The sequence below is a fragment of the Flavobacterium sp. KS-LB2 genome, assembly GCF_036895565.1.
Lineage (GTDB): Bacteria > Bacteroidota > Bacteroidia > Flavobacteriales > Flavobacteriaceae > Flavobacterium.
Genome location: NZ_CP145904.1, coordinates 1,963,572 through 1,984,956 on the forward strand (window position 1 = coordinate 1,963,572; position 21,385 = coordinate 1,984,956).

The 21,385-nt window shown below is 33.4% G+C and carries 14 protein-coding genes; 5 read left to right on the plus strand and 9 right to left on the minus strand.

What is annotated here, in order from left to right; all coding sequences use genetic code 11:
* Positions 1-78: 78 nt before the first annotated feature.
* Positions 79-1,740: a 2-succinyl-5-enolpyruvyl-6-hydroxy-3-cyclohexene-1-carboxylic-acid synthase gene (gene menD, locus V5J73_RS08355; RefSeq protein ID WP_338644933.1), complete on the minus strand. Its 1,662-nt coding sequence runs from the start codon at positions 1,738-1,740 to the stop codon at positions 79-81.
* 96 nt (positions 1,741-1,836) lie between these two features.
* Here menD and V5J73_RS08360 point away from each other — a divergent pair, with 96 nt between their 5' ends.
* Together V5J73_RS08360 and V5J73_RS08365 are read left to right on the plus strand one after the other, a co-directional pair.
* Positions 1,837-2,340 (plus strand): GNAT family N-acetyltransferase, encoded by a 504-nt coding sequence (locus tag V5J73_RS08360; protein WP_338644935.1) that lies wholly within the window; start codon positions 1,837-1,839, stop codon positions 2,338-2,340.
* 109 nt (positions 2,341-2,449) lie between these two features.
* On the plus strand, positions 2,450-3,400 hold the full coding sequence (locus V5J73_RS08365) for a tRNA dihydrouridine synthase (protein WP_338644937.1): 951 nt from the start codon (positions 2,450-2,452) through the stop codon (positions 3,398-3,400).
* Positions 3,401-3,556: 156 nt separating this feature from the next.
* Here the strand turns inward: V5J73_RS08365 and V5J73_RS08370 are convergent, their stop codons facing one another.
* The 5 genes from V5J73_RS08370 to V5J73_RS08390 all read right to left on the minus strand — a co-directional run bounded on the left by V5J73_RS08370 (position 3,557) and on the right by V5J73_RS08390 (position 9,163).
* Positions 3,557-4,057: a glutathione peroxidase gene (locus V5J73_RS08370; protein ID WP_445236422.1), complete on the minus strand. Its 501-nt coding sequence runs from the start codon at positions 4,055-4,057 to the stop codon at positions 3,557-3,559.
* Between the two features lie 228 nt (positions 4,058-4,285).
* Positions 4,286-6,499, minus strand: a complete 2,214-nt coding sequence (locus V5J73_RS08375) for a TonB-dependent receptor (RefSeq protein ID WP_338644942.1) — start codon at positions 6,497-6,499, stop codon at positions 4,286-4,288.
* 3 nt (positions 6,500-6,502) lie between these two features.
* Entirely contained in the window at positions 6,503-7,798 is a 1,296-nt protein-coding gene (locus V5J73_RS08380) for a tetratricopeptide repeat protein (RefSeq protein WP_338644943.1), read from the minus strand.
* Between the two features lie 91 nt (positions 7,799-7,889).
* Positions 7,890-8,444, minus strand: a complete 555-nt coding sequence (locus tag V5J73_RS08385) for a DUF4331 family protein (RefSeq protein ID WP_338644945.1) — start codon at positions 8,442-8,444, stop codon at positions 7,890-7,892.
* A gap of 65 nt (positions 8,445-8,509) precedes the next feature.
* Entirely contained in the window at positions 8,510-9,163 is a 654-nt protein-coding gene (locus V5J73_RS08390; protein WP_338644948.1) for a DUF4331 family protein, read from the minus strand.
* Between the two features lie 230 nt (positions 9,164-9,393).
* Between V5J73_RS08390 and V5J73_RS08395 the strand changes: the two genes are divergently transcribed.
* Together V5J73_RS08395 and V5J73_RS08400 are read left to right on the plus strand one after the other, a co-directional pair.
* The gene (locus V5J73_RS08395; protein WP_099715280.1) at positions 9,394-9,924 is read left to right on the plus strand and encodes an RNA polymerase sigma factor; all 531 of its coding nucleotides are present in this window, start codon (positions 9,394-9,396) and stop codon (positions 9,922-9,924) included.
* A complete protein-coding gene (locus V5J73_RS08400; protein ID WP_338644950.1) occupies positions 9,924-10,709 on the plus strand; it encodes an anti-sigma factor in 786 nt (261 codons plus the stop codon). The genes V5J73_RS08395 and V5J73_RS08400 overlap by 1 nt, the downstream gene beginning before the upstream one ends.
* A 134-nt stretch (positions 10,710-10,843) precedes the next feature.
* On the opposite strand, the gene V5J73_RS08405 is transcribed toward V5J73_RS08400, so the two are convergent.
* The 3 genes from V5J73_RS08405 to V5J73_RS08415 all read right to left on the minus strand — a co-directional run bounded on the left by V5J73_RS08405 (position 10,844) and on the right by V5J73_RS08415 (position 19,877).
* Positions 10,844-13,930, minus strand: coding sequence for a LamG-like jellyroll fold domain-containing protein (locus V5J73_RS08405; protein WP_338644951.1), 3,087 nt, complete (start codon positions 13,928-13,930; stop codon positions 10,844-10,846).
* A gap of 25 nt (positions 13,931-13,955) precedes the next feature.
* On the minus strand, positions 13,956-18,968 hold the full coding sequence (locus V5J73_RS08410) for a beta strand repeat-containing protein (protein WP_338644953.1): 5,013 nt from the start codon (positions 18,966-18,968) through the stop codon (positions 13,956-13,958).
* Between the two features lie 438 nt (positions 18,969-19,406).
* Positions 19,407-19,877 carry a T9SS type A sorting domain-containing protein gene (locus V5J73_RS08415; protein WP_338644955.1) on the minus strand — a complete coding sequence of 157 codons (471 nt, stop codon included), beginning with the start codon at positions 19,875-19,877 and terminating at the stop codon, positions 19,407-19,409.
* A gap of 296 nt (positions 19,878-20,173) precedes the next feature.
* Between V5J73_RS08415 and V5J73_RS08420 the strand changes: the two genes are divergently transcribed.
* The gene (locus V5J73_RS08420) at positions 20,174-21,346 is read left to right on the plus strand and encodes a helix-turn-helix domain-containing protein (RefSeq protein WP_338644957.1); all 1,173 of its coding nucleotides are present in this window, start codon (positions 20,174-20,176) and stop codon (positions 21,344-21,346) included.
* Positions 21,347-21,385: the final 39 nt, after the last annotated feature.

The window sequence follows — 21,385 nt, forward strand, 5'->3', positions numbered from 1 at the left end:
TTAATATTTGGTTAATAGATTTTTACAATCTCAAATTTAAACAATTAATCATGCCTTTCAACGAACATTACAAAATAATTAAACCAATTCTTTAAAATATTGCAGTAAAATACTGTCGTTTTTCAAAGTTGGCGTGAAAATTTCTAAAATACTTGGTTTTTCATTTTGAGCATACAAAGCAGTCAAACTTGTTGCTAAACTCGCTTCATCGCTGGCAATACTATATTCAAAACCATACATTTTAGCCAAATGTTCCGCAGTTAAACAATGAGAAGTCTCAAAGAAGGTGTTAAAAACAGGGCTTTCTTCGTGTCCAGGTAAAATCCTAAAAATTCCGCCACCACCATTATTGATTAGAATAATCTTGAAGTTCTTTGGGATATAATTGTTCCATAACGCATTGCTGTCATATAAAAATCCAATATCTCCCGTTATGAAAACAGTTTGTTTTTCATTGGCAACAGCCGCACCAATAGCCGTTGAAGTACTTCCATCAATTCCACTGGTACCGCGATTACAATACACTTCAATAGACGGATCAATGTCAATCAATTGTGCGTAACGAATGGCTGAACTATTGCTTATTTGCAATTGACTGTTGTTTGGTAAACCTTCTATCACTTTCTCAAACACTTTAAAATCTGAAAAAGGAATTTTGTCTAAATAAATATCGCTTTTTAGCTTTCGCAACACTTTTACAGCGTCTAATTGCTTGAAATAATTACTTTCTATTGCGTTTGTAAGCGGTAAGAAAGTTTCAAAAAACACATTAGGATGCACTTCAAAATGTTTGGTCAAAGCGCCAAAAGTATCATAGGCTCTCCGATTATCAACATGCCAATGGTGTTTTGGTTTGTATTTTCTTAAAAAAGCCTTGATTCGTTTCGAAACTACCATTCCACCAAAAGTGACTAAAATATCAGGTCTAAAATTTTCAAAATCCACTTCAGTAAAAGGCGTAATTATGGTGTCTATATTGCTAATAAAAGTATCGTGATGCAAATTAGATGTGGTTTCGGTCAACACGACAACTGATTCGTCTTTTGCGAAAGCCTCTATTATATTTGTATTGATGCCATTTGGTTCATTCACACCAACCAAAATCATTTTTTTTGGAACATTATTCCAAATCGTTGCAAATTCCGAAACGTCTTTAATGGAAATCGTCTGAGTCACATTTGCGGAAGCGATAGTTTTTACTTCTACTGAAAGCTCCGAAACGGTTTCGTACAAAGGCTCTTCAAAAGGCGCATTGATGTGAACAGGTCCTTTTTGAGTTATAGCCGTATTGATGGCTTCATTGATTTTTAAATCATTTTCGATTGAAACATCCTCATGCAAATTAGCATTGTATAACGAATGATTTTCGAAAACATTTTCTTGCCGGATGGTTTGGCCGTCACCAATATCAATTTTGCTTTGTGGGCGATCTGCAGAAATTACAATTAAGGGAATCTGACTGTAAAATGCTTCTGCAAAAGCCGGATAATAATTCAACAAAGCAGAACCGGAAGTACATACCAAAACCACTGGCTGCTTGGTTTGTTGTGCAATACCCAAACCGAAAAAAGCAGCTGTTCGCTCATCGGCAATGCTGTAACATTGAAAAGTAGGATTGCTAGCAAAACCGATAGTTAAAGGTGCATTTCTAGAGCCTGGAGAAATAATTATGGTAGTGATTCCTTTGGCCAAACAAATTTCAATAATGCTTTGTGCTAAAGGTATTTTGGGGTAAATCATTGTATCATTTTTCTGAACTACAAAGTTACAAACTTGCAAGGCTTTTTCCTTTATTTTTACCTCTTTTTTCTTAATTTTGAAACAAATAAACTATTCATGGAAATCACCATTAGACCTTATAAATCCGAAGATACACAAGCTATACTCGATATTATCAATTATAATATTTTGAACTCCACAGCGCTCTATGACTATAACATTAGAACGTTTGAACAACAAAAAAATATTTTAGAAGAAAAAATCAGTAAACAATTTCCTGTAATTGTAGCTGCTGTAGATGGAATTGCTATGGGTTTTGGAATGTATAGCGAATTCCGTTTTCGGGAGGCGTATAAATTTACTGTTGAACATTCTGTTTACGTAAATGAAAGCCATCATGGAAAAGGCATAGGGAAAATGCTATTACAAGAATTAATTGAACTTGCCAAAAAACAAAAATTGCATACTATGATAGCTGTGATTGATTCCGAAAATCAGAGTAGCGTTGAATTTCATGAAAAATTTGGTTTCAAAACTGTGGGAATCATCAAAGAATCTGGTTATAAATTTGACCGCTGGTTGCACTCCGTTTTTATGCAATTGATTTTGGATAAAAAATAATTTCCTCAACAAATTTTTACAAATTGTTTTTTTTTTTGCAATTGCAATTGAATATTATTAGCTAAAGCCAAGTACATTTAAAGTGTATCTTTGCGACTTTATAATTATTATGAGCTTTACTCTTCTTTCATCGCCTTTACAAGGATTTACCGACTTTCGTTTTAGAAATGCCCAAAACAAGCTTTTTGGCGGAATTGACACTTTTTACTCGCCATACATCCGGTTAAACGGAAAAATGGTAATTAAACCATCATACGAACGCGACCTACTTCTTGAAAACAATTTGGATTTAGAGGTTATACCGCAAGTGATAACAAATGATGCCGATGAATTTTTATTTGTGGCCAAGTATGTTCGAGAATTAGGTTATAAAGAATTAAACTGGAATTTAGGTTGTCCGTATCCAATGGTAACCAAGTCTGGTATGGGTTCTGGTTTGATCAGTAATCCAGAAAAGATCAATAACATCCTTCATAGAGCGCACACTGAATCAGATATTCTAGTTTCGATGAAAATGCGTTTGGGATATGAAAACAGTGAAGAAATTCTTGATGTTTTGCCTATTTTAGATACCTACCCTATCAAAAACATTGCGATTCATGCGCGCATTGGAAAACAACTTTATAAAGGTGGTGTAAACTTAGATGCGTTCCAAATTTGTATTGACAACACGAAACATAAACTCTATTATAATGGCGATATAACCTCAGTGGCTAAGTTTCAAGAAATGCAACAACGTTTTCCGAGTATTGATCATTGGATGATTGGACGAGGATTAATTTCGGATCCATTTTTACCCAATATGATAAAAAACAATACTTCAGAATATCCTGCAAACAAAATAGAATTATTCAGTGCGTTTCACGATACTTTGTATGCTATTTATAGCGAATCCCTTTCTGGTTCGACACATATTTTATTGAAAATGTATCATTTATGGGAATACTTTTCGGCTACGTTTTCAAATCCGCATAAGGTTTTAAAGAAAATAAAAAAAGCGCAAAGTATTCGGAATTATGAAGCTGCTGTTGCGGAAATTTTTAAAAATGAAAAATTCTAGAAAAAAACTATTAAGTAATTAAAAATCAACCCTTAATTATTTTAATGGCTTAAATTCAAGAAAATCTTCAATACTTACTTAAACAAAAAAAGAGATTTTCATTTAACTGAAAATCTCTTTTAAAATATTTTATTTTGTAAGATTAGCTATAACATATTAGGCTTTGATCCAATTTACCACCTCAGGATCTGTTACTAATATTCTTGGAGCAATCACTTTTTCCAATTCTCCTTTTTCGTTGATTAGATATTTTTGAAAATTCCATTCCACAGTTGAATCTTGTAATCCATTTTTAGCTTTTTGAGTTAAAAACTGATAAATAGCTGCCATATCATCTCCTTTTACAGAAACTTTGTCCATCATAGGGAAAGTAACACCATAATTCATTTGGCAAAAAGTAGCAATTTCCTCATTTGTTCCTGGCTCTTGTGAAGCAAAATTATTAGCTGGAAAACCAACAATTACTAATCCTTTGTCTTTGTATTCTTTGTAAGTAGCTTCAAGATCTTTGTATTGTGGAGTCAATCCACATTTAGAAGCGGTGTTTACAATTATGATTTTCTTTCCTTTCAAAGAAGCAAAATCAAAACTTTTTCCTGATAAATCTTCTACTTTGAACTGATAAATCGTTTCTTTAGCTATCGATGGCATATTCATATTGGTTTCAGATTTTTTAGGTTGTGCTTGGTTTTGACAACTAAACAAGAGTAGAGCAAAAGTGGCAATACATACTAGATTTTTCATATTTGAAATTTTTTATAAAAATAGACAATTATTTGTTTTAATAAAATTTATTTTCGTTAAACACACGTTAAAAAAAAAGAAGCCTGACACTATGAAATGCCAGACTTCCAAACAAATAAACAACAAATCTTAATAGAATATTTAAAACGTATAGGTAATTTTTCCTTTCATGAAGAAAGGCGTTCCCGGAGTAAAATGAATTTCTTCAACACTTTCAGGCTCATTTTGCAACCTAGATTCTGTAGCAAATTGAGTTTCATTCCATTCTGTGTTAAAAATATTCTCTACTGCAATTCCGAAATTGATATTCTTATATTGATAATTAACATTTAAATCGGATATAAAATAGCCTTTGGCAACTATAGAATTATCTTCATTTGCTGGACGATTTTTCAAATATCGGTAGCGAATTCCACCCGAAAAACCATTCAAATTTTGAAAACTTAAGCCACCTGTTGTCGTAAAATCTGGTGCTAAAGGAATGTAATCCTGACCTTTTGATTCGTCAATACTTCTGGCGTAGGTATAATTGGCATCCGCATCAAAATACAACCAATCGTTCAATTGGTAACGTAAACCAAGCTCTGCTCCCATACGTTTTGATTTTCCGCTTGGTTCAATAATTCCAGCATCTCCCACGTAAACAAACTCCTGTTCTAAAAATAAATACCACAATGCAGAATTCACGATCAACTTGGGAAATGGTTTCCAAATGGTACCAACATCAGTTCCTATTGCGGTTGGTAAAATTTGTTTTCCACTATTTTGAACGACAACACGAGCATCATTCGAATGGAATCCCATCCCTGATTTTATAAAAAATTGTAAATTATTATTCTGCGAATAAATGAAATTCAGTTTTGGAGAAAACTTCACTTTTGATTCCGATTGTGTTTTGTAATTCTCCATCAATTTATCTTGATAATTGAATTTGAAATAATCCAATCTAATGGCAGGATTAATCATCAGTTTTCCAAAATTGAATTCGGAATTCAAATACGTAAACAAATTAGACTCATCAATATCTCCTAATTTTATATTCTCAAGAACCGTTCTTCTATTCAAAGTGTGTGAAAGTTCTGTATCAGTTGTCGCATCGGCACGAAAACCAGCTCCAAATTGCAACAATACATTAGTATCATTAATTTTCGTCTTCTTATTCAACTCCGCATTCATTCCATAGATATTGCGGTCTTCTTTTTGTTTAATTTGGTCTCCATTTATTGGATCATCTAAAAAGAACGTAAAATTAGAATACAATTCAAATTGATAATTCGAATAAAAAGCATTGGCTTTCAAAAATGTATTTTCATCAATTGGTTTGCTCAAACTTGCATTAAAATTGGTTCGCGATGTATTCCCTCCTTCGGTATCATCAACAGCACCAAATCTTGAAATCATTCCATTATCAACCAATCGCTGCGGTATTTGTCCCGAAGCGTCCCATTTGCTTGAAAAGCGTGAAGCCAAGATTGAGAACTTACTATTGTCACTTAAAATAGCTGAATATTTCCCTAACAAATTTATTCTGTTAAAATTTTGGGGAGAATCAAAAGGACCATCTGTTAGAATATATTCTGTGGCAATGTAGGCGCTTTGGGTTTTTTGGTTTCCCAAAAGATTAAAAAGTCCTACCGTTCTCAGCGTGTTAAACTGTCCGACTTCGACACCAATACTACTTTTTTCAATTTTATCTTTAGTTTGGAAAGCAACGTATCCTGCGGTTGCAAAATCCCCTTTGTTGGCATAATACGTTCCTTTTCCAAAATCTATTTTTTCAACGGTTTCCGGAATTACAAAATGCAAATCGGCATAGCCTTGACCATGAGCATGAGAAACCATATTTACTGGAATTCCATCTACCGAAATAGCAATGTCAGTTCCGTGGTCGATATCAAAACCTCTTAAAAATATTTGTTCCGCTTTTCCTCCACCTGCATGTTGCCCGATGAATAATCCCGGTACTTTTCGCAAAATTTCCTGAGAAGAATTTACCGGAGTAGTTTGCAAATCTATTTTAGAAATGACATTCATAGCCGACAGTTTCGGTTGGATTACTATCTCATTCAATCTAAATATATCATCTTCCAGAATGATTATATCATCCGAAGAAACAATGGTGAAATTTGACTTTTTATATCCTAAAGCTGTTATTTTGATAACGTCTCCTAAAACCGTTTTATCTAAACTAAACAACCCAAATTCATTGGTATGCGCATGACTTTCAGAATTTGTATTTACTAAATAAGCGTTTTCAACAGGATTACCATCACTATCCAACACTTTCCCTTTTTGTATTTGACCATACGAAGACAACCCAAAAAGGGTAATCATCACTAAAATAATATTTTTCATACGCTATAATTGATTTACCTTTTTGTCAAAATTAGGTCCTAATTCATACAAACTGGATAGTAATTCTTCCTTAATAGGTTTCGCTTTAAGCGCTAAATTATTTGATTTGTATATCATTGCCAAGTGGTATTGTACCTTAGGTTCAAAGGATTTTCCAACCACATGATTCTGAGCAATTTCTAATGCTTTTTTATTATCACCAACATTTAAGTACGCCCAAGCCAATAAATCATAGGAATCAGCAGTAGGTCTGTGGTCTACTTCAATTTTAGCAATTCCTAATGCTTTTTGAGCGGTTTGTTTATCATCAGCATAAATCAAAGCATTATATTTATTGTACATCGCACCATAATTATTTTTCTCCATCATAGAAAAATAGGCATTTCTGTTTTTTATTTCCTCACTATTATTACCCTCAAATTGAGCAATTTGAGCTTTCAATAGATAAAAATCGGGCGTGTTATGAGTCACGGCTATAGCATCAATTATTCTATTTGCCTCTTTTGTATTTCTTTCTTTTGAGAAAACAATCCAAGCTATTCCTTTTAAAGCATAAGAATAGTTAGGGTCTAATGCTAATGTTTTTAGGAAACTATCATAGGATTCTTGAATTCTTCCAGCATGTCCATAAAAATCACCTAAATTAGAATACGACCAAATTTTAAGTGTTTTATTGTCGTCTTTTTCAGCAATATCTCTTGCCTTTTCCATGAAAGTTATAGCAGTATTCAAATCCCCTTTGTGATCGTTCCATTTTGCTAAGCGAATCAAATAATCAAAACTATTCATATCTCTAATGGCATTCAAATTTTTAACTGCTTCGGGATAATTTCCCAATTCCATTTGAATATCAAACAATAATTTTTGAGTTTCTTTTTTTCCTTCGCCTATTGCTAATGCTTTATTAGCTAATTCCAAGGCTTCTTTAAAACGGTGTTGTGAAATGTAATTTCTTGCTAATGATCGAATAGTTGAAACTCTCGAATAATTATTAGCTTCATTCGCTTTTGTTAGTAATTCTTCGGTTTTGTATAGATTATTAATATTTCCTGTATGTTCAAAAAGCATACTATAATTTGATGCCAACTGACTTAAGTAACTGAATTGATTTGGGGCTGCATCGAATTTTTTTTGCCAAAAATCAATTTCTTTATGAGCAAAAGACAAGGATTTATTTTCTTTTAAAGCCAAGTACTTATTGTAGTCTTCTGATTTTGTAATCTGTTCTGATTTAGTATCGCAACCGAATATGAATAGGATTGTGAAAACTAAAAATGATAGTGTTTTTAAAGTTTTCATACTCTAATTGTTTGTTTGTTTGTTTGTTTGTTTGTTTTGAAAAAAAACAGAGCGAAAAGTATAGCAATCGCTCTGTTTTTTTTTGAAAATATTACCAAGCAGAAGCTAAGTAAGGGAAAGTTGTTCCAAATGCTTTATCATTTGCATTCACATTATCTTTAGTAAGACCTGGGTTGGAAGTTCCAGCAGATCCACCAAAAATCAATAATAATTCGACATCAATTACATCATCTGCCAAAGCTCTTCCTGTTAGAATATTAGTTCCATCAAAGAAAGTAGTAGGTGCAGTTTTAGATACTCCTAGTACATCAGTTGCCAAAAGACCTGTAAGTTGAGCAGCAGTTTGCCCCAAAGCATTAGTAGTATATGCTGGATTCAAAGCCAATAATCTAGATTGAAAAATAGATTGATATGTCGCTCCCATCGCTGAAGGAATTGCGGCATTAAACGCATCTTTAGGTTGTCCCGAAGCAACGAATACCGTATTGATTGCTGGTCTTGCCATTTGATCTTGCTGAACAAAAGTTCCTGAAAAATCTTGATTTACAGTAGAATCACCGTTTGAATCGTCATTATCACAATTTACTGAAACAACTGCAGCAACTAGCGCGATTGTTATAATTTTGAATTTATTTGTTTTACTCATGATGTTTGAATTTAAGAAATCGTGAATTTCGATTTCATGTTTTTACTTTTTTTAAATAAAATTAATTATTGTTTTTTCTTAGTTTCAGCCCAAACATTTATTGTACTTGAAGAGCCTAACATTGCTTTTGGAACTTCTACTACAATTGACATTACATTAGTTCCTGCAAATGTGTCTGTACCTGGATTTTTAAATCCTGTTGCTGTCCCTCCAAGGATTGCTTGAAATTGACCTAAATCAAAAAAGAAAGGATCATCTCTTGGACCTGCGAAAAATTTCATTCCGTTTTGCTCCGCTGTTAAAGCTGTTGAACCATATTGAGATATAGTAACATTTCCTGAAGCAGCAGTAGTTTTAATTGTACTTGTTGTTCCTGTTGTTCCCGGAGCTACTGGTCCAAAGAAATACATCTTGTCATCTCTCTTGATGGCTTGAATCACTAAGTCTTCAACATTGTCACCTGTGTTATCAATGTTAATTTCTACCAATACATTATCTTTAAATGTAGCAGCACCTGTAGCATTAGGACTTAACAATCCTTGTGTGTTTACTGCAAATACTAGATTGCTAGTATTTTGACCTTGAAAAGCGTATACATCAGTAATATCGCCTGCATCGCCACTCATTGTTGCTGGAGCATCTATGTGATCCGCAGCTACTAATATTAAGCCCGAAATCGCCACTAGCGACAGACCTAAAATCATTTTTGTTTTTTTCATTTTTGTTTTAATTTAAAAGGTTATAAAAGCATTTACGGAATTGTATTTCTTTTGGTTTTAAAAATGGTAATAAAAAATTAAATTATTTTTTAAATAACTGTTATTCAGGTATTTAAAAACTTAAATAAAACACAATTATTTTATTTTTATTTTTTTATTATCATGACAATCGTAAAATCAATAATTTGTAAATAAGATTGTATAAGTTTGTAATTGTAAAATAGTAAGATATGAGTCAAGAAGAATTATTAGTATTAATTTATAAGAAGGATGAAAGGGCATTTACACATCTCTATGATATGTATTCCAAAAGTTTATTTTCAGTCATCAACGTTCTTGTAAAGAATAGAGAAGAAGCTGAAGACGTCCTTCAGGAAGTGTTTGTAAAAATCTGGAAGAACATTGATTCCTATCACGAAAGCAAAGGACGCTTCTACACCTGGATTCTCAATATTGCTAGAAATACTTCAATTGATAAATTGCGTTCTAAAAATTTTAATAACAGTCAAAAAAACCTTTCAACCGATAATTTCGTAAATCACTTTGAAGACAGTTCTAAACTGGTTGACAAAATGGATACTATTGGCTTGCAAGAGTTTGTAAAAAGACTAAAACCAAAATGTATTCAAATAATTGATTTATTGTTCTTTAAAGGGTATACCCAACAAGAAGCTTCTGATGAATTGGCAATTCCTTTAGGAACGGTAAAAACACAAAATAGAAATTGTATTAACGATCTACGAAATTATTTGAAAGTATAATGGAAACAAAAGAATATATTGAATCAGGAATACTGGAGCTCTATGTTTATGGTTTACTAAGTGAAACCGAAAACGAGGAAGTTACCAACATGGCAAAAAATAATCCGGAAATAAATGCGGAAATAATCGCTATTGAAAAAGCCATTGTGGCTCTGTCAGCAAGCTTTTCACCTTTTCATTCAGTTGCCAACTATGAAAAAATTAAGGCGAAGCTTGAATTGAAGCATGCGGCTGTGGTACAATTAGAGCCTACTAGTAATAGGTCCCAATACATAGGTTGGGCAGCAGCTGTACTATTATTAGTTGGAATTGGTTATCAATACAATGAATTGGATAAAACCACTACACAAGTTGCCAATACTGAAATTGAGAAAGCCAAACTAGAGAAAGAGTTTAACGTCTTAAAATTAAAAAACACAACTAACGAAACCAGTTTAGCAGTTGTAAGAGATACTAAAAATACTGTCGTAGCACTTGGTGGACAAGCAGTAGCACCAGCATCTTTTGCAAAAGTATATTGGAATCAAGACACTAAAGTTGTCTATATTGATGCAGCCGGTTTGCCTGAACCACCTGAAGGAATGGTATATCAGGTTTGGGCATTAAAATTAAGCCCTTTAACCCCAACTAGCATTGGATTATTGGAAAACTTTGATGTAAATGAACAAAAATTATTTGCTGTAAATAATGCTAATGAAGCGGAAGCATTTGGAATCACACTTGAGCCTAAAGGAGGAAGTTTGACTCCTACAATGGAACAATTATATACGTTAGGAAAAGTGTAATTGTTTTAAAAAATCAATTCGTATTAAAACCAGACTTCCATTGAAGATCTGGTTTTTTTATATCAGTTATAGTGCTTTTTTTGATACCTACTATGAAGTTGTACAATTTTAATAAAGTAACTTTTAAATTATACCTACAAGCCGTACCTTGTTTTAAGATTGTTAAAGTTTTGAATAATCTCTTCTGGACTTAAAACTCTATTATGAACTTGGAAATTCCCGATCGAACCGTTCCATAGCCACCCGCCATTAGAGCCTCCAATATATAATTTAGTATTAGTTGAGGCATCTTTATAAACGGCAGTCCCATAAAGAACACCGTCATAATACAATCGTGCTGTATTAGACACAGCATCATTAACCACCACATAATTATGCCAATTACCATCTGCTGCTGAAGCAGGTATATTTCCAAAAGGATTATTGGAGCTGTCCCACGTATTCCAACTCAGAACCCCACCATAAAAAAATAAATCTGGACCAGAACCATCATTTCCAGCGTTAAACAACATATTAGTTGCATTAGTTGTTTTTGTCCATACTGAAAATGTACATGAAGCGGTTTTTATAAGTGGTGCATTTACATACGTATTGGAGCCATTAAACACCAAGCTACCTCCATTCGAAGAATTATAAACAGGATTATTTACTAATATTCCATTATTTCCTGAACCACTTACATCGGTCCAAGTAGCACCAGTTCCTGGATAGCTGGATGAATTACCAGCATCTAAATTCATTACTAAACCAGTTAATAAATCGTAAGATTTTGTTTGAATAGAGAGCCCATTTTTATTAACCCCAAAATCAGCCCTTATAGCCCCATTTTTATTAACATAATTGAAATCAGTTGTAGAAAATTGCCCATTTTTTGTTAAAACTGCAACACTATTTACTGTCAAAGTTGTATTTATAGAACTTTCATAATGTGTTGCTGTGCCCTGTTGTGTAGCTGTAATGGTAGTAGAACCAGATCCAACTATACTTACAGTTGTTCCACTAATAGTGGCTACTGCCATATTACTGCTAGTGTATGTTATAGCACCTGTACTTACAGTATTGGGGGGTGAAATTGTAAAAGTCCCATCAAAATAAGTTTTTACTTGTGAACTAAAATTACTTAATTCTGGACTTTTTAGTACAGTCACCACTACATCTTCAGAATCATAACAGCCTCCATTTGATGAGTAACCAGTTACTGAATATGAAGTTGTTTCAGTTGGAGACACTATAATTGATGCCGAATTTCCTAATGGCGCTGCACCATAAATCCCATAATAAGAGGCCGTACTTTTTTCGACGGCCAATCTATCGTTAGTTGATAATACAGAATCGAAAGCGAAAATCTCTGCAACATCAACATCGGAAGGTTCACTTTCGTTAATTCTCAACCCATTTGGACCAGTTAAACCACCATTTGGATTGTTAGTTTTAGAAATCCCATTTTCATAAAATGCCGATGCAATTCCGGTTCCTGTTCCAGTATACACATAGGGATTATTATCTGCTACTATTCCTCCTGCTTGGGAAACCCAGCCATCAAAATGTGCTTGACTTTTGCTTCCATTCCACCATCCTAATAACCAGTTATTATTCGCATTTAAAACTCTACCTCTATTAGATCCTGTTTGTTTTGCGCCATAAATCACGGTGTAAGGAGGAGAAAAATTCACATTGTTTTTTATGTTTTGACTTGTATTAAATCTTAAAATAGGTTTATTATTTAACCCATCAAAAACATAAAGCGGTTGTGCGCCAAACGATGAAGGAATCATATCATTTCCATTTCCTGATTGATCGTACAATTTCACACAATACCCACCAGATCCGTTTAACCATGTATTTATAGCAACCGTGTTTAAATCTGTTCCTGAAAATCCAAAATCAGCTTCCACATCATCAATAGCTCTTCTTAATCGAATCGAAGGACCAGAATATGCAGACCTTAAAAGTCGTAATCCTACTGCTAATTTATAATTAGAAACATTATCTAAAGGAGTTGCATTGTTAAATCCCCAAAAATAACTGCTTGCTCCAGAAGCCGTAAGTGTTATAGAATCACCCGCATTTATAGTAGCTATTGATGGAGTTATAGTAACTGCTGATAGGCTTTCGACTATTATTGCACCAGAAATAGTACTGGTAACATCAGGGCCTTTAGAACCCGAAACAACAACATAATAATAAGTCGTTCCTATGGCTGTAGTTGGTGGTATAAAAGTAGCTTCAGTGGCACCGTCAATTAAAGTTCCACCACTTGTACTTGAAGTAGAACTACTATACCATTGATAGGAAAGATTAGGCCCTAACGCATAAACAGTTAATGGTGTGGCAACAGTTCCCAAACATTCAAAATGATTTGATGATGAAGGATTAATACTTATTGCTGTAGAACATAATGTCATATTAACTCCATAATAAACTCCCTGATTACATTCCATTGATTGGCGAACATCGGATGTGTTTAAAGTAGAAAATGCTATAGCTTCACTTTCTAAAATGGAACCTCCACTACCACCTCCATCATAATTACCGATGAACATTTGATATAAGTTATCAGTTCGAGGACTAATGGATAAAATCATACCTTCATTAACAGGCGCAAGAGATTCAGAGGCTGTTTTCGAAATTCCATTTCTCCATATCTCAAGTGGATATACATTCGGATGAAATGTAGTTCCTCCAGATTCTAGTATTCCTCCTATCCTTGGACTTCCCTCAAGAATAGTATGATAACTTGGCCAATTAGTACTTTCTGATCTTATAACACTAGTAATACTTGCTAAACTTAATGAACCTGAATAAACCAGCCCCTTATTTCCTGAAAAATCAATCGCCACTTTAGTTCCAATGTATTTGAACGATCCATTAAATACTATTTGTGGTTGAATATTATTATCGGTTTTAATCAAATTCCTTGCATTCCCACTTTGATCGTACCAAATAGTCACGAAACCATTATTTGCACCGACAAAAGTCAACAAAGCAGCCGTATCTAAATCTCCATTACCATCAAAACCAATATCTTGAGTGGTATTATCGGTACTACGACGCACTTGTATCGCATCACCACTATAGGAAGTACTTAATTTTCGTAAACTATAAGCAACTGTTGCAGGTGTAGTATTGTCCATACCTAAAACATCTAATGTATTTTGAGCATATCCTTCTAAAGTAGCAACAATCAAAAAAAAGAAAACTATTTTTTTATAAAACTTCATGATATAACTTTTTTAGAAGTCACTATTAATAAAAATAATCAAACTGAACTCTATCATTAACAGATAATGTGTAAGAACCATTATTAGCTGGAATGTAGGTTAATGTTGTTCCACTTACACTATAAGCAGCATTACTGATTCTAATTCCATTAACATACATTTTTACTTTACTATTAATTGATGGAGTTTGAGTCAATGTAAAACTATCTTGACTTGCTGCAGCAGATGTTTCGTCTGCAACTTCACGTACAGGAGCAGCACCCGTTGAAACACTTCCATCTGCCATTAAATATTGTGCTGAAGTTCCTCCTGATTTCACAAAAGAATTTCCAGTAACTGTACTACTAAATGTTTTTGCCCCAGCTATAGTTTGTGTGGTAGTTAAGTCAACAAACTCATTGCTTGAAGCAACAACAGGTGCAACCCAACTAGCATTACCGAAGGCATCTGAAGTAAGAACTTTTCCATTTCCTGGACTTCCTGCTGTTACCGCTAATTTAGTAATAGAAACCAATCCGTTATTGTCAATATGCATAGATTCAATATCAGTACCATCAGCATTTTTATAATATGAAAAAGTCAGTTTTTCTAACACTCCGCTGTTTTGATTTGTTTTAATTCTAAACTCATTTTGTCTAAAACCAAATTTTAAAGCTCCTTCACCAGACCCATATCCATAATCATATTTAAGTGGATTATCAAAATTACCATCACCACCAATTTGGAATTTAGAAGTGGGACTATCGGTAAAAAATCCAACTGTATTTGTAGAACTATTTACATTAAGCTGACTGTTATTAACGTTTAAGCTGGATAAAGTTGCTGCTCCTCCATTAACGGTGCCAGTCACATTTAATTTTCCTGGGATATAAATTCCATCATTTGCAATTACAAAACGATCACTATCCACTCCTGTACTTTGATTATAATATGAAAATGTCAAATTTTCTAAAACGCCACTATTCTGATTTGATTTTATTCTGTATTCGTATTGTCTAAAACCAAATTTCAAAGCGCCGTTACCGCCGCCATCATAGTCATATTTAAGTGGATTATCTCCCGAACCATTACCTCCTATTTGAAACAAAGAAGTAGGCGCATTAGTTCCAATCCCTATTTGAGTTCCCGAATCAAAAATCAGACTATTCGCTAAAGCACTCGATGAAGAAAATTTTGGAATAAAATTAGTTGTCCCGTTCCCTGTAACACCTGTGGAAGTTAATGCGTCCACATAATTTTTAGTAGCTGCATCTTGAGGATTAGTTGGATCAGCTACTTCTGTTAATTTATTATTACCTAAAGCAACAGCACTAGTAGCTGCTCCAAAACCACTCAGAGGAATATTTGCTTTGTCTAATTTAGCATTGGTTATGTTACTATCAGCAATTTTAGTAGTTGTTATAACATTAGTAGCAATAGTGGTTAAGTTTCCAATACTTGTAACATCACCAGTTAAATTTGCATTTGTTGCGTTAGCAGCTGTAACAAAAGCAGTAGTTGCTATAGCTGTTGAATTATTTTCAGCAGATTGTGTTACAGCAATTGTTCCGGTTGGTAATGATGGTGTTCCTGTAAAGCTTGGTGAAGCCAAATTAGCTTTTAAGTCCAAATTCGTTGCTAAAGTAGTTTCCGCTAAAGTTGCACGATTAGTTTCGGAAGTAATTGCAGTTGCATTATTCGCTTCCGCTAAAGTGGCTCTTTCGGTTTCTGAAAGCAAATTCGTAGCGATTGTATTTTCTGCTAAAGTTGCTCTAGAAATCTCATTCGTTAAAGCCAAAGAATTCGATGAAGCGATTGCATCCACATACGTTTTTGTCGCTTTTTCTGTTGGGAATTTCACATCTGAATTCGAAGTAAAACTTCCGTCTTTACTTTTATTTGCAGTATCTTCTTTAGTCGCTTCAGCAGCAGTCGCACGATTGGTTTCAGCAGTTATTGCCGTTGCATTTGTAGCTTCCGCTAAAGTTGCTCTTTCAGTTTCTGAAACCAAATTTGCTGCGATAGTATTTTCTGCTAAAGTCGCTCTTGAAATTTCATTGGTCAAAGCCAAAGAACTGGATGAAGCAGATGCGTCAACATAGGTTTTCGTGGCTTTTTCGGTTGGGAATTTCACATCTGAATTTGAAGTAAAACTTCCGTCTGTACTTTTATTTACTGCATCTTCCTTAGTCGCTTCAGCAGCAGTTGCTCGGTTAACTTCAGTACTTAAATTCGTTGCTAAAGCAGTTTCCGCTAAAGTCGCACGAGTTGTTTCCGAAGTAATTGCATTCGCATTAGTCGTTTCTGCCAAAGTTGCTCTTTCGGATTCTGTAACCAAATTTGCTGCGATAGAATTTTCAGCTGTTGTTGCTCTTGAAATTTCATTAGTCAAAGCCAAAGAATTTGAAGATAAACTTGCATCAACATAAGTTTTTGTCGCTTTCTCGGTTGGAAATTTCACATCCGAATTAGTAGCAAAAGTGCCATCTGTACTTTTATTTACCGCATCTTCTTTGGTTGCTTCGGCGGTTGTTGCACGTGCTACTTCAGTTGCTAGATTCGCTGTTAAAGTTACTTCTGCTAATGTAGCACGAGTTGTTTCGGTACTAATTGCAGTCGCATTAGTTCCTTCCGCTATAGTAGCTCTTGTAGTTTCTGAAACCAAATTACTTGCGATTGTATTTTCAGTAGTTGTAGCTCTGTTTATTTCTGTAGTTAAAGCAGTAGAAGCTGTTGCAGCTGCTCCATCAACATAGGTTTTTGTTGCTTTCTCGGTTGGAAATTTCACATCCGAATTAGTAGCAAAAGTTCCATCTGTACTTTTATTTACCGCATCTTCTTTGGTTGCTTCGGCGGTTGTTGCACGTGCTACTTCAGTTGCTAGATTCGCTGTTAAAGTTACTTCTGCTAATGTAGCACGAGTTGTTTCGGCACTAATTGCAGTTGCATTAGTTCCTTCCGCTACAGTAGCCCTTGCAGTTTCTGAAACCAAATTACTTGCGATTGTATTTTCAGCAGTTGTAGCTCTGTTTATTTCTGTAGTTAAAGCAGTAGAAGCTATTGCAGCTGTTCCATCAACATAAGTTTTTGTCGCTTTTTCTGTTGGGAATTTCACATCCGAATTAGTAGCAAAAGTGCCATCTGTACTTTTATTTACCGCATCTTCTTTGGTTGCTTCGGCGGTTGTTGCACGTGCTACTTCAGTTGCTAGATTCGCTGTTAAAGTTACTTCTGCTAATGTAGCACGAGTTGTTTCGGTGCTAATTGCAGTCGCATTAGTTCCTTCCGCAACAGTAGCTCTTGTAATTTCTGAAACCAAATTTGCAGCAATTGCATTTTCAGCAGTTGTAGCTCTATTTATTTCTGTGGCTAAAGCAGTAGAAGCTGTTGCAGCTGTTCCATCAACATAAGTTTTTGTCGCTTTCTCGGTTGGAAATTTCACATCCGAATTAGTAGCAAAAGTTCCATCTGTACTTTTATTTGCTGCATCTTCTTTAGTCGCTTCGGCGGTTGTTGCACGTGCTACTTCAGTTGCTAGATTCGCTGTTAGAGTTGTTTCTGCTAATGTTGCACGAGTTGTTTCGGTGCTAATTGCAGTCGCATTAGTTCCTTCCGCTACAGTAGCTCTTGCAGTTTCTGAAACCAAATTACTTGCGATTGTATTTTCAGCAGTTGTAGCTCTGTTTATTTCTGTAGTTAAAGCAGTAGAAGCTATTGCAGCTGTTCCATCAACATAGGTTTTTGTCGCTTTTTCTGTTGGGAATTTCACATCTGAATTCGAAGTAAAACTTCCATCTGTGCTTTTATTTATTGCATCTTCTTTGGTTGCTTCGGCGGTTGTTGCACGTGCTACTTCAGTTGCTAGATTCGCTGTTAGAGTTGTTTCTGCTAATGTTGCACGAATTGTTTCGGTGCTAATTGCAGTCGCATTAGTTCCTTCCGCTATAGTAGCTCTTGTAGTTTCTGAAACCAAATTACTTGCGATTGTATTTTCAGCAGTTGTAGCTCTGTTTATTTCTGTTGTTAAAGCAGTAGAAGCTGTTGCAGCTGTTCCATCAACATAAGTTTTTGTCGCTTTTTCTGTTGGGAATTTCACATCTGAATTCGAAGTAAAACTTCCATCTGTGCTTTTATTTATTGCATCTTCTTTGGTTGCTTCGGCGGTTGTTGCACGTGCTACTTCAGTTGCTAGATTCGCTGTTAGAGTTGTTTCTGCTAATGTTGCACGAATTGTTTCGGTGCTAATTGCAGTCGCATTAGTTCCTTCCGCTATAGTAGCCCTTGTAGTTTCTGAAACCAAATTACTTGCGATTGTATTTTCAGCAGTTGTAGCTCTATTTATTTCTGTAGTTAAAGCAATTCCATTTGATGAAATATTAGAATCAACATACGTTTTAACAGATTTTACACTTGGAAATTTTATATCAGAATTCCCGTCTGTAATTATACTAGTACTTTTGTTTGATCCATCTTCTTTTAAATCAAGTGCTACTTTTGTAGCATTACTAATTGGTTTATTTAAATCTGATGTATTATCAACGCTCTCTAATCCTAAATTTGTTTTAGCACCTAAAACAGTAATTGCATTTGTTCCACCATTTTCTACAGCAACAACACCTGTAACATTGACCGTATTTATTGCGGAATAAGCAAAAGGAACGTAATTGAAAGGTTGATTACTAATTTCCGTAAATGAAGAACAATCCCCAGTAACATTTATACCAACTACTAGACTCTTATCAACTGAATCCCATGAAATTTTTGAAAATGAAGTAGCATATCCTGAAGTTTGGGTTCCAGTTCCTATAATTAGATTTACCATTCCGTATGGATCTGTTTTAGTTCTAATAATTTCTTGATACTCCACATTAGAAAACTCGTCCACAAATTTAAACAACATACAAATATCCTTACTAACAAGTGGCAAATTTGAATTATTCAAATCTGATGTTTTGACTCTATTCGGATTTAAAATTACAGCTTGATAGGTTATTCCATTGTTTTGCGCAAAACTCTTAGCGCATAAAAAAAATATAAAAAGTAAAATTATTTTTTTCATTTTAAGTTAATTTATGATGATATGAATTCAAAATTTGGTTCGAATAATACTAAATGACAACTTTTTTTAGTCAGTACAGGAGTTATTTTATTTTAAAAAACAAACTCAATACTTTAAAGCATATTAGGAATTCCTATGCCGTTCTCCCTTTTCTCAAATAACTAGTAGAACCTATAAATCCTGACCAAATTAAATTATCAAGATTTTTCGAGGAGTTAGTACAACAAGAAAAATATGAAACACATCCAAGATAATTAGATGAGCCCATAAAATTTAAATAATATGAATTATTGGAAAAGTGAAAAAGACCAGCATTTGATTTTCCAAATGAGGTTTTGCAAGTATATAGAGTAAAATTCTTTTCTATACTATTGAAAACTTCTCTAGAAAAGAGTTGACATGTTGCAATAAGTGTAATAAATAGAAAGTATTTTTTTATCATAATTTAATAATTTTAGTAAAATAACTGAAGCTTGAAGTATTTAAGCGGACTAAATATTCTGAACTTGGCAATAAAGGAAGTAAAAATGTCAAAATCATATTCTCTGATTTTTTCTTTTGTTCAAATACCAATCGTCCACTTAAATCAAAAACATTGATGGTTATCTCATCGATAATCTCTTTAGAAAATTCAATGTTTACTGTTTGAATAAATGGATTAGGATAAGTTTTAGCTTGAATGACTTCGATTGGATTTGAAGCAATATATTTCCCCCAAAAACTTTGTTGAAATCCCTGCATAACAACAAAAGTATTATTTGAAGTTCCAATGCGACTTTGTTGCCCAATAGTTTGCATTACCACTATTCCATTAGGTAGTTTTTTAGATGTACCTTGTGAAGATAGCATTTGATGGTGTAAAACTTGTCCGTGAAAGGTTACGGTAAAAAATATAAGTAAGTACCTCATGAAATTTATTTTAAACAATATTAAACTAAATTAATGTATTTCACCGATAAAAAATGCATTTAAACGATAATATAAGTAATTAGTAAGAACTTTTCAGTTATTAGTAACTAAAAAAATGTTAAAAGGTGAAAATAAAAGCTTCAAAAGAAGGAATAAAAGCATGTTATTTTTCAATATCTAATATACAACAGTAAAGTATTTCACTACTGAAGTGTGTTGTTTTTCAGTTTTTAGTAACGTATCAAACTAGTTTTAAAATAAAAATTGTAATTTTAAACTTGTAAAAAATAAACAAAATGCTTTCAAATTTACTTTTCATTATCACTGGCATTATCGGTTCAATAACAGCTTTTTTAATTTTTACAAATTATAAATCCAATAGAATAATGAACCTCTACATCATTCTATTAATCCTTATAATTTCATTACGTTTTTTTCTATCGGGTTTAACCTATTTTATTTTTGATCCCGCTTTTAGAAATACTTATTTTAGATATTCGAATATATCATTGGTCGTAATCCCTATTTGCTATCTGTATTTTAAAAATTTATCTGAGAACAAAAAGAAAATTAATCTAAAGGATCTATTGCATTTTATCTTTCCCATCACTTTTTTTCTATTTATAATTAATCGCAATCATTACTCTTTTGATTATCAAAGCATCGAAATTATTTTATACGGGCTTTTTTTTATTTTTGCAATCGTATATGTTGTTTTATGTTTTCAATTTTTAAGAACTAAAATTTGGACTAGAAAAGGCGAAATCAAGGTAATCCAAAAACAAAATAAATTAATTAACAATTGGACATTATTTTTATTTATTGCACTTGTACTTACTATAACAAGGCTTTTCGTATCAGTCTTTATCGAAATATATTTTGACGAAACCATTAAAGGGCATAGTTATCAGTGGATATCCGCAGTGATTTGGTTAACTATTTTATTCAAAATATTAATTTCTCCTGAAATCCTTTATGGCTATAATGTTTTGCATCAAAAGATTAATGAGAATAAAAATAATAGTTTGGTATTGGATTTTATTTGGAAAATAACTCCTGATATTGAATTAAATAACAGTCAACATTTGATTCTTAAAGAAAAAATAGATCCAAATATTATGAACTATATCAAAGAAATTGAGTCTGTATCATTAAAATTTGAATTGTTTAGAAATGCAAATTTTACAATTACAGATTTAGCAAACAGCCTGCAAATTCCCAAAAGTCATATTTCGTATTTATTTAAATACCATTCAACTATTTCCTTTTCTGAGTATAAAAAGGTTATCCGAATACACGATGCTATCAAACAAATCGAACTAAACTATCTAAAAAATAATACTCTCGATTCATTATCAAAAAAAGTTGGATTTACCTCATACAACCCTTTCTTTACAAGCTTTAAAGAAATTGCAGGTGTTTCGCCATTAGAATATTATAAAATGAATAGAAGAGAATTTGAGGAATAAAAAAAGGTTCAACAATGAAGTTGAACCTTTTTAGTATCT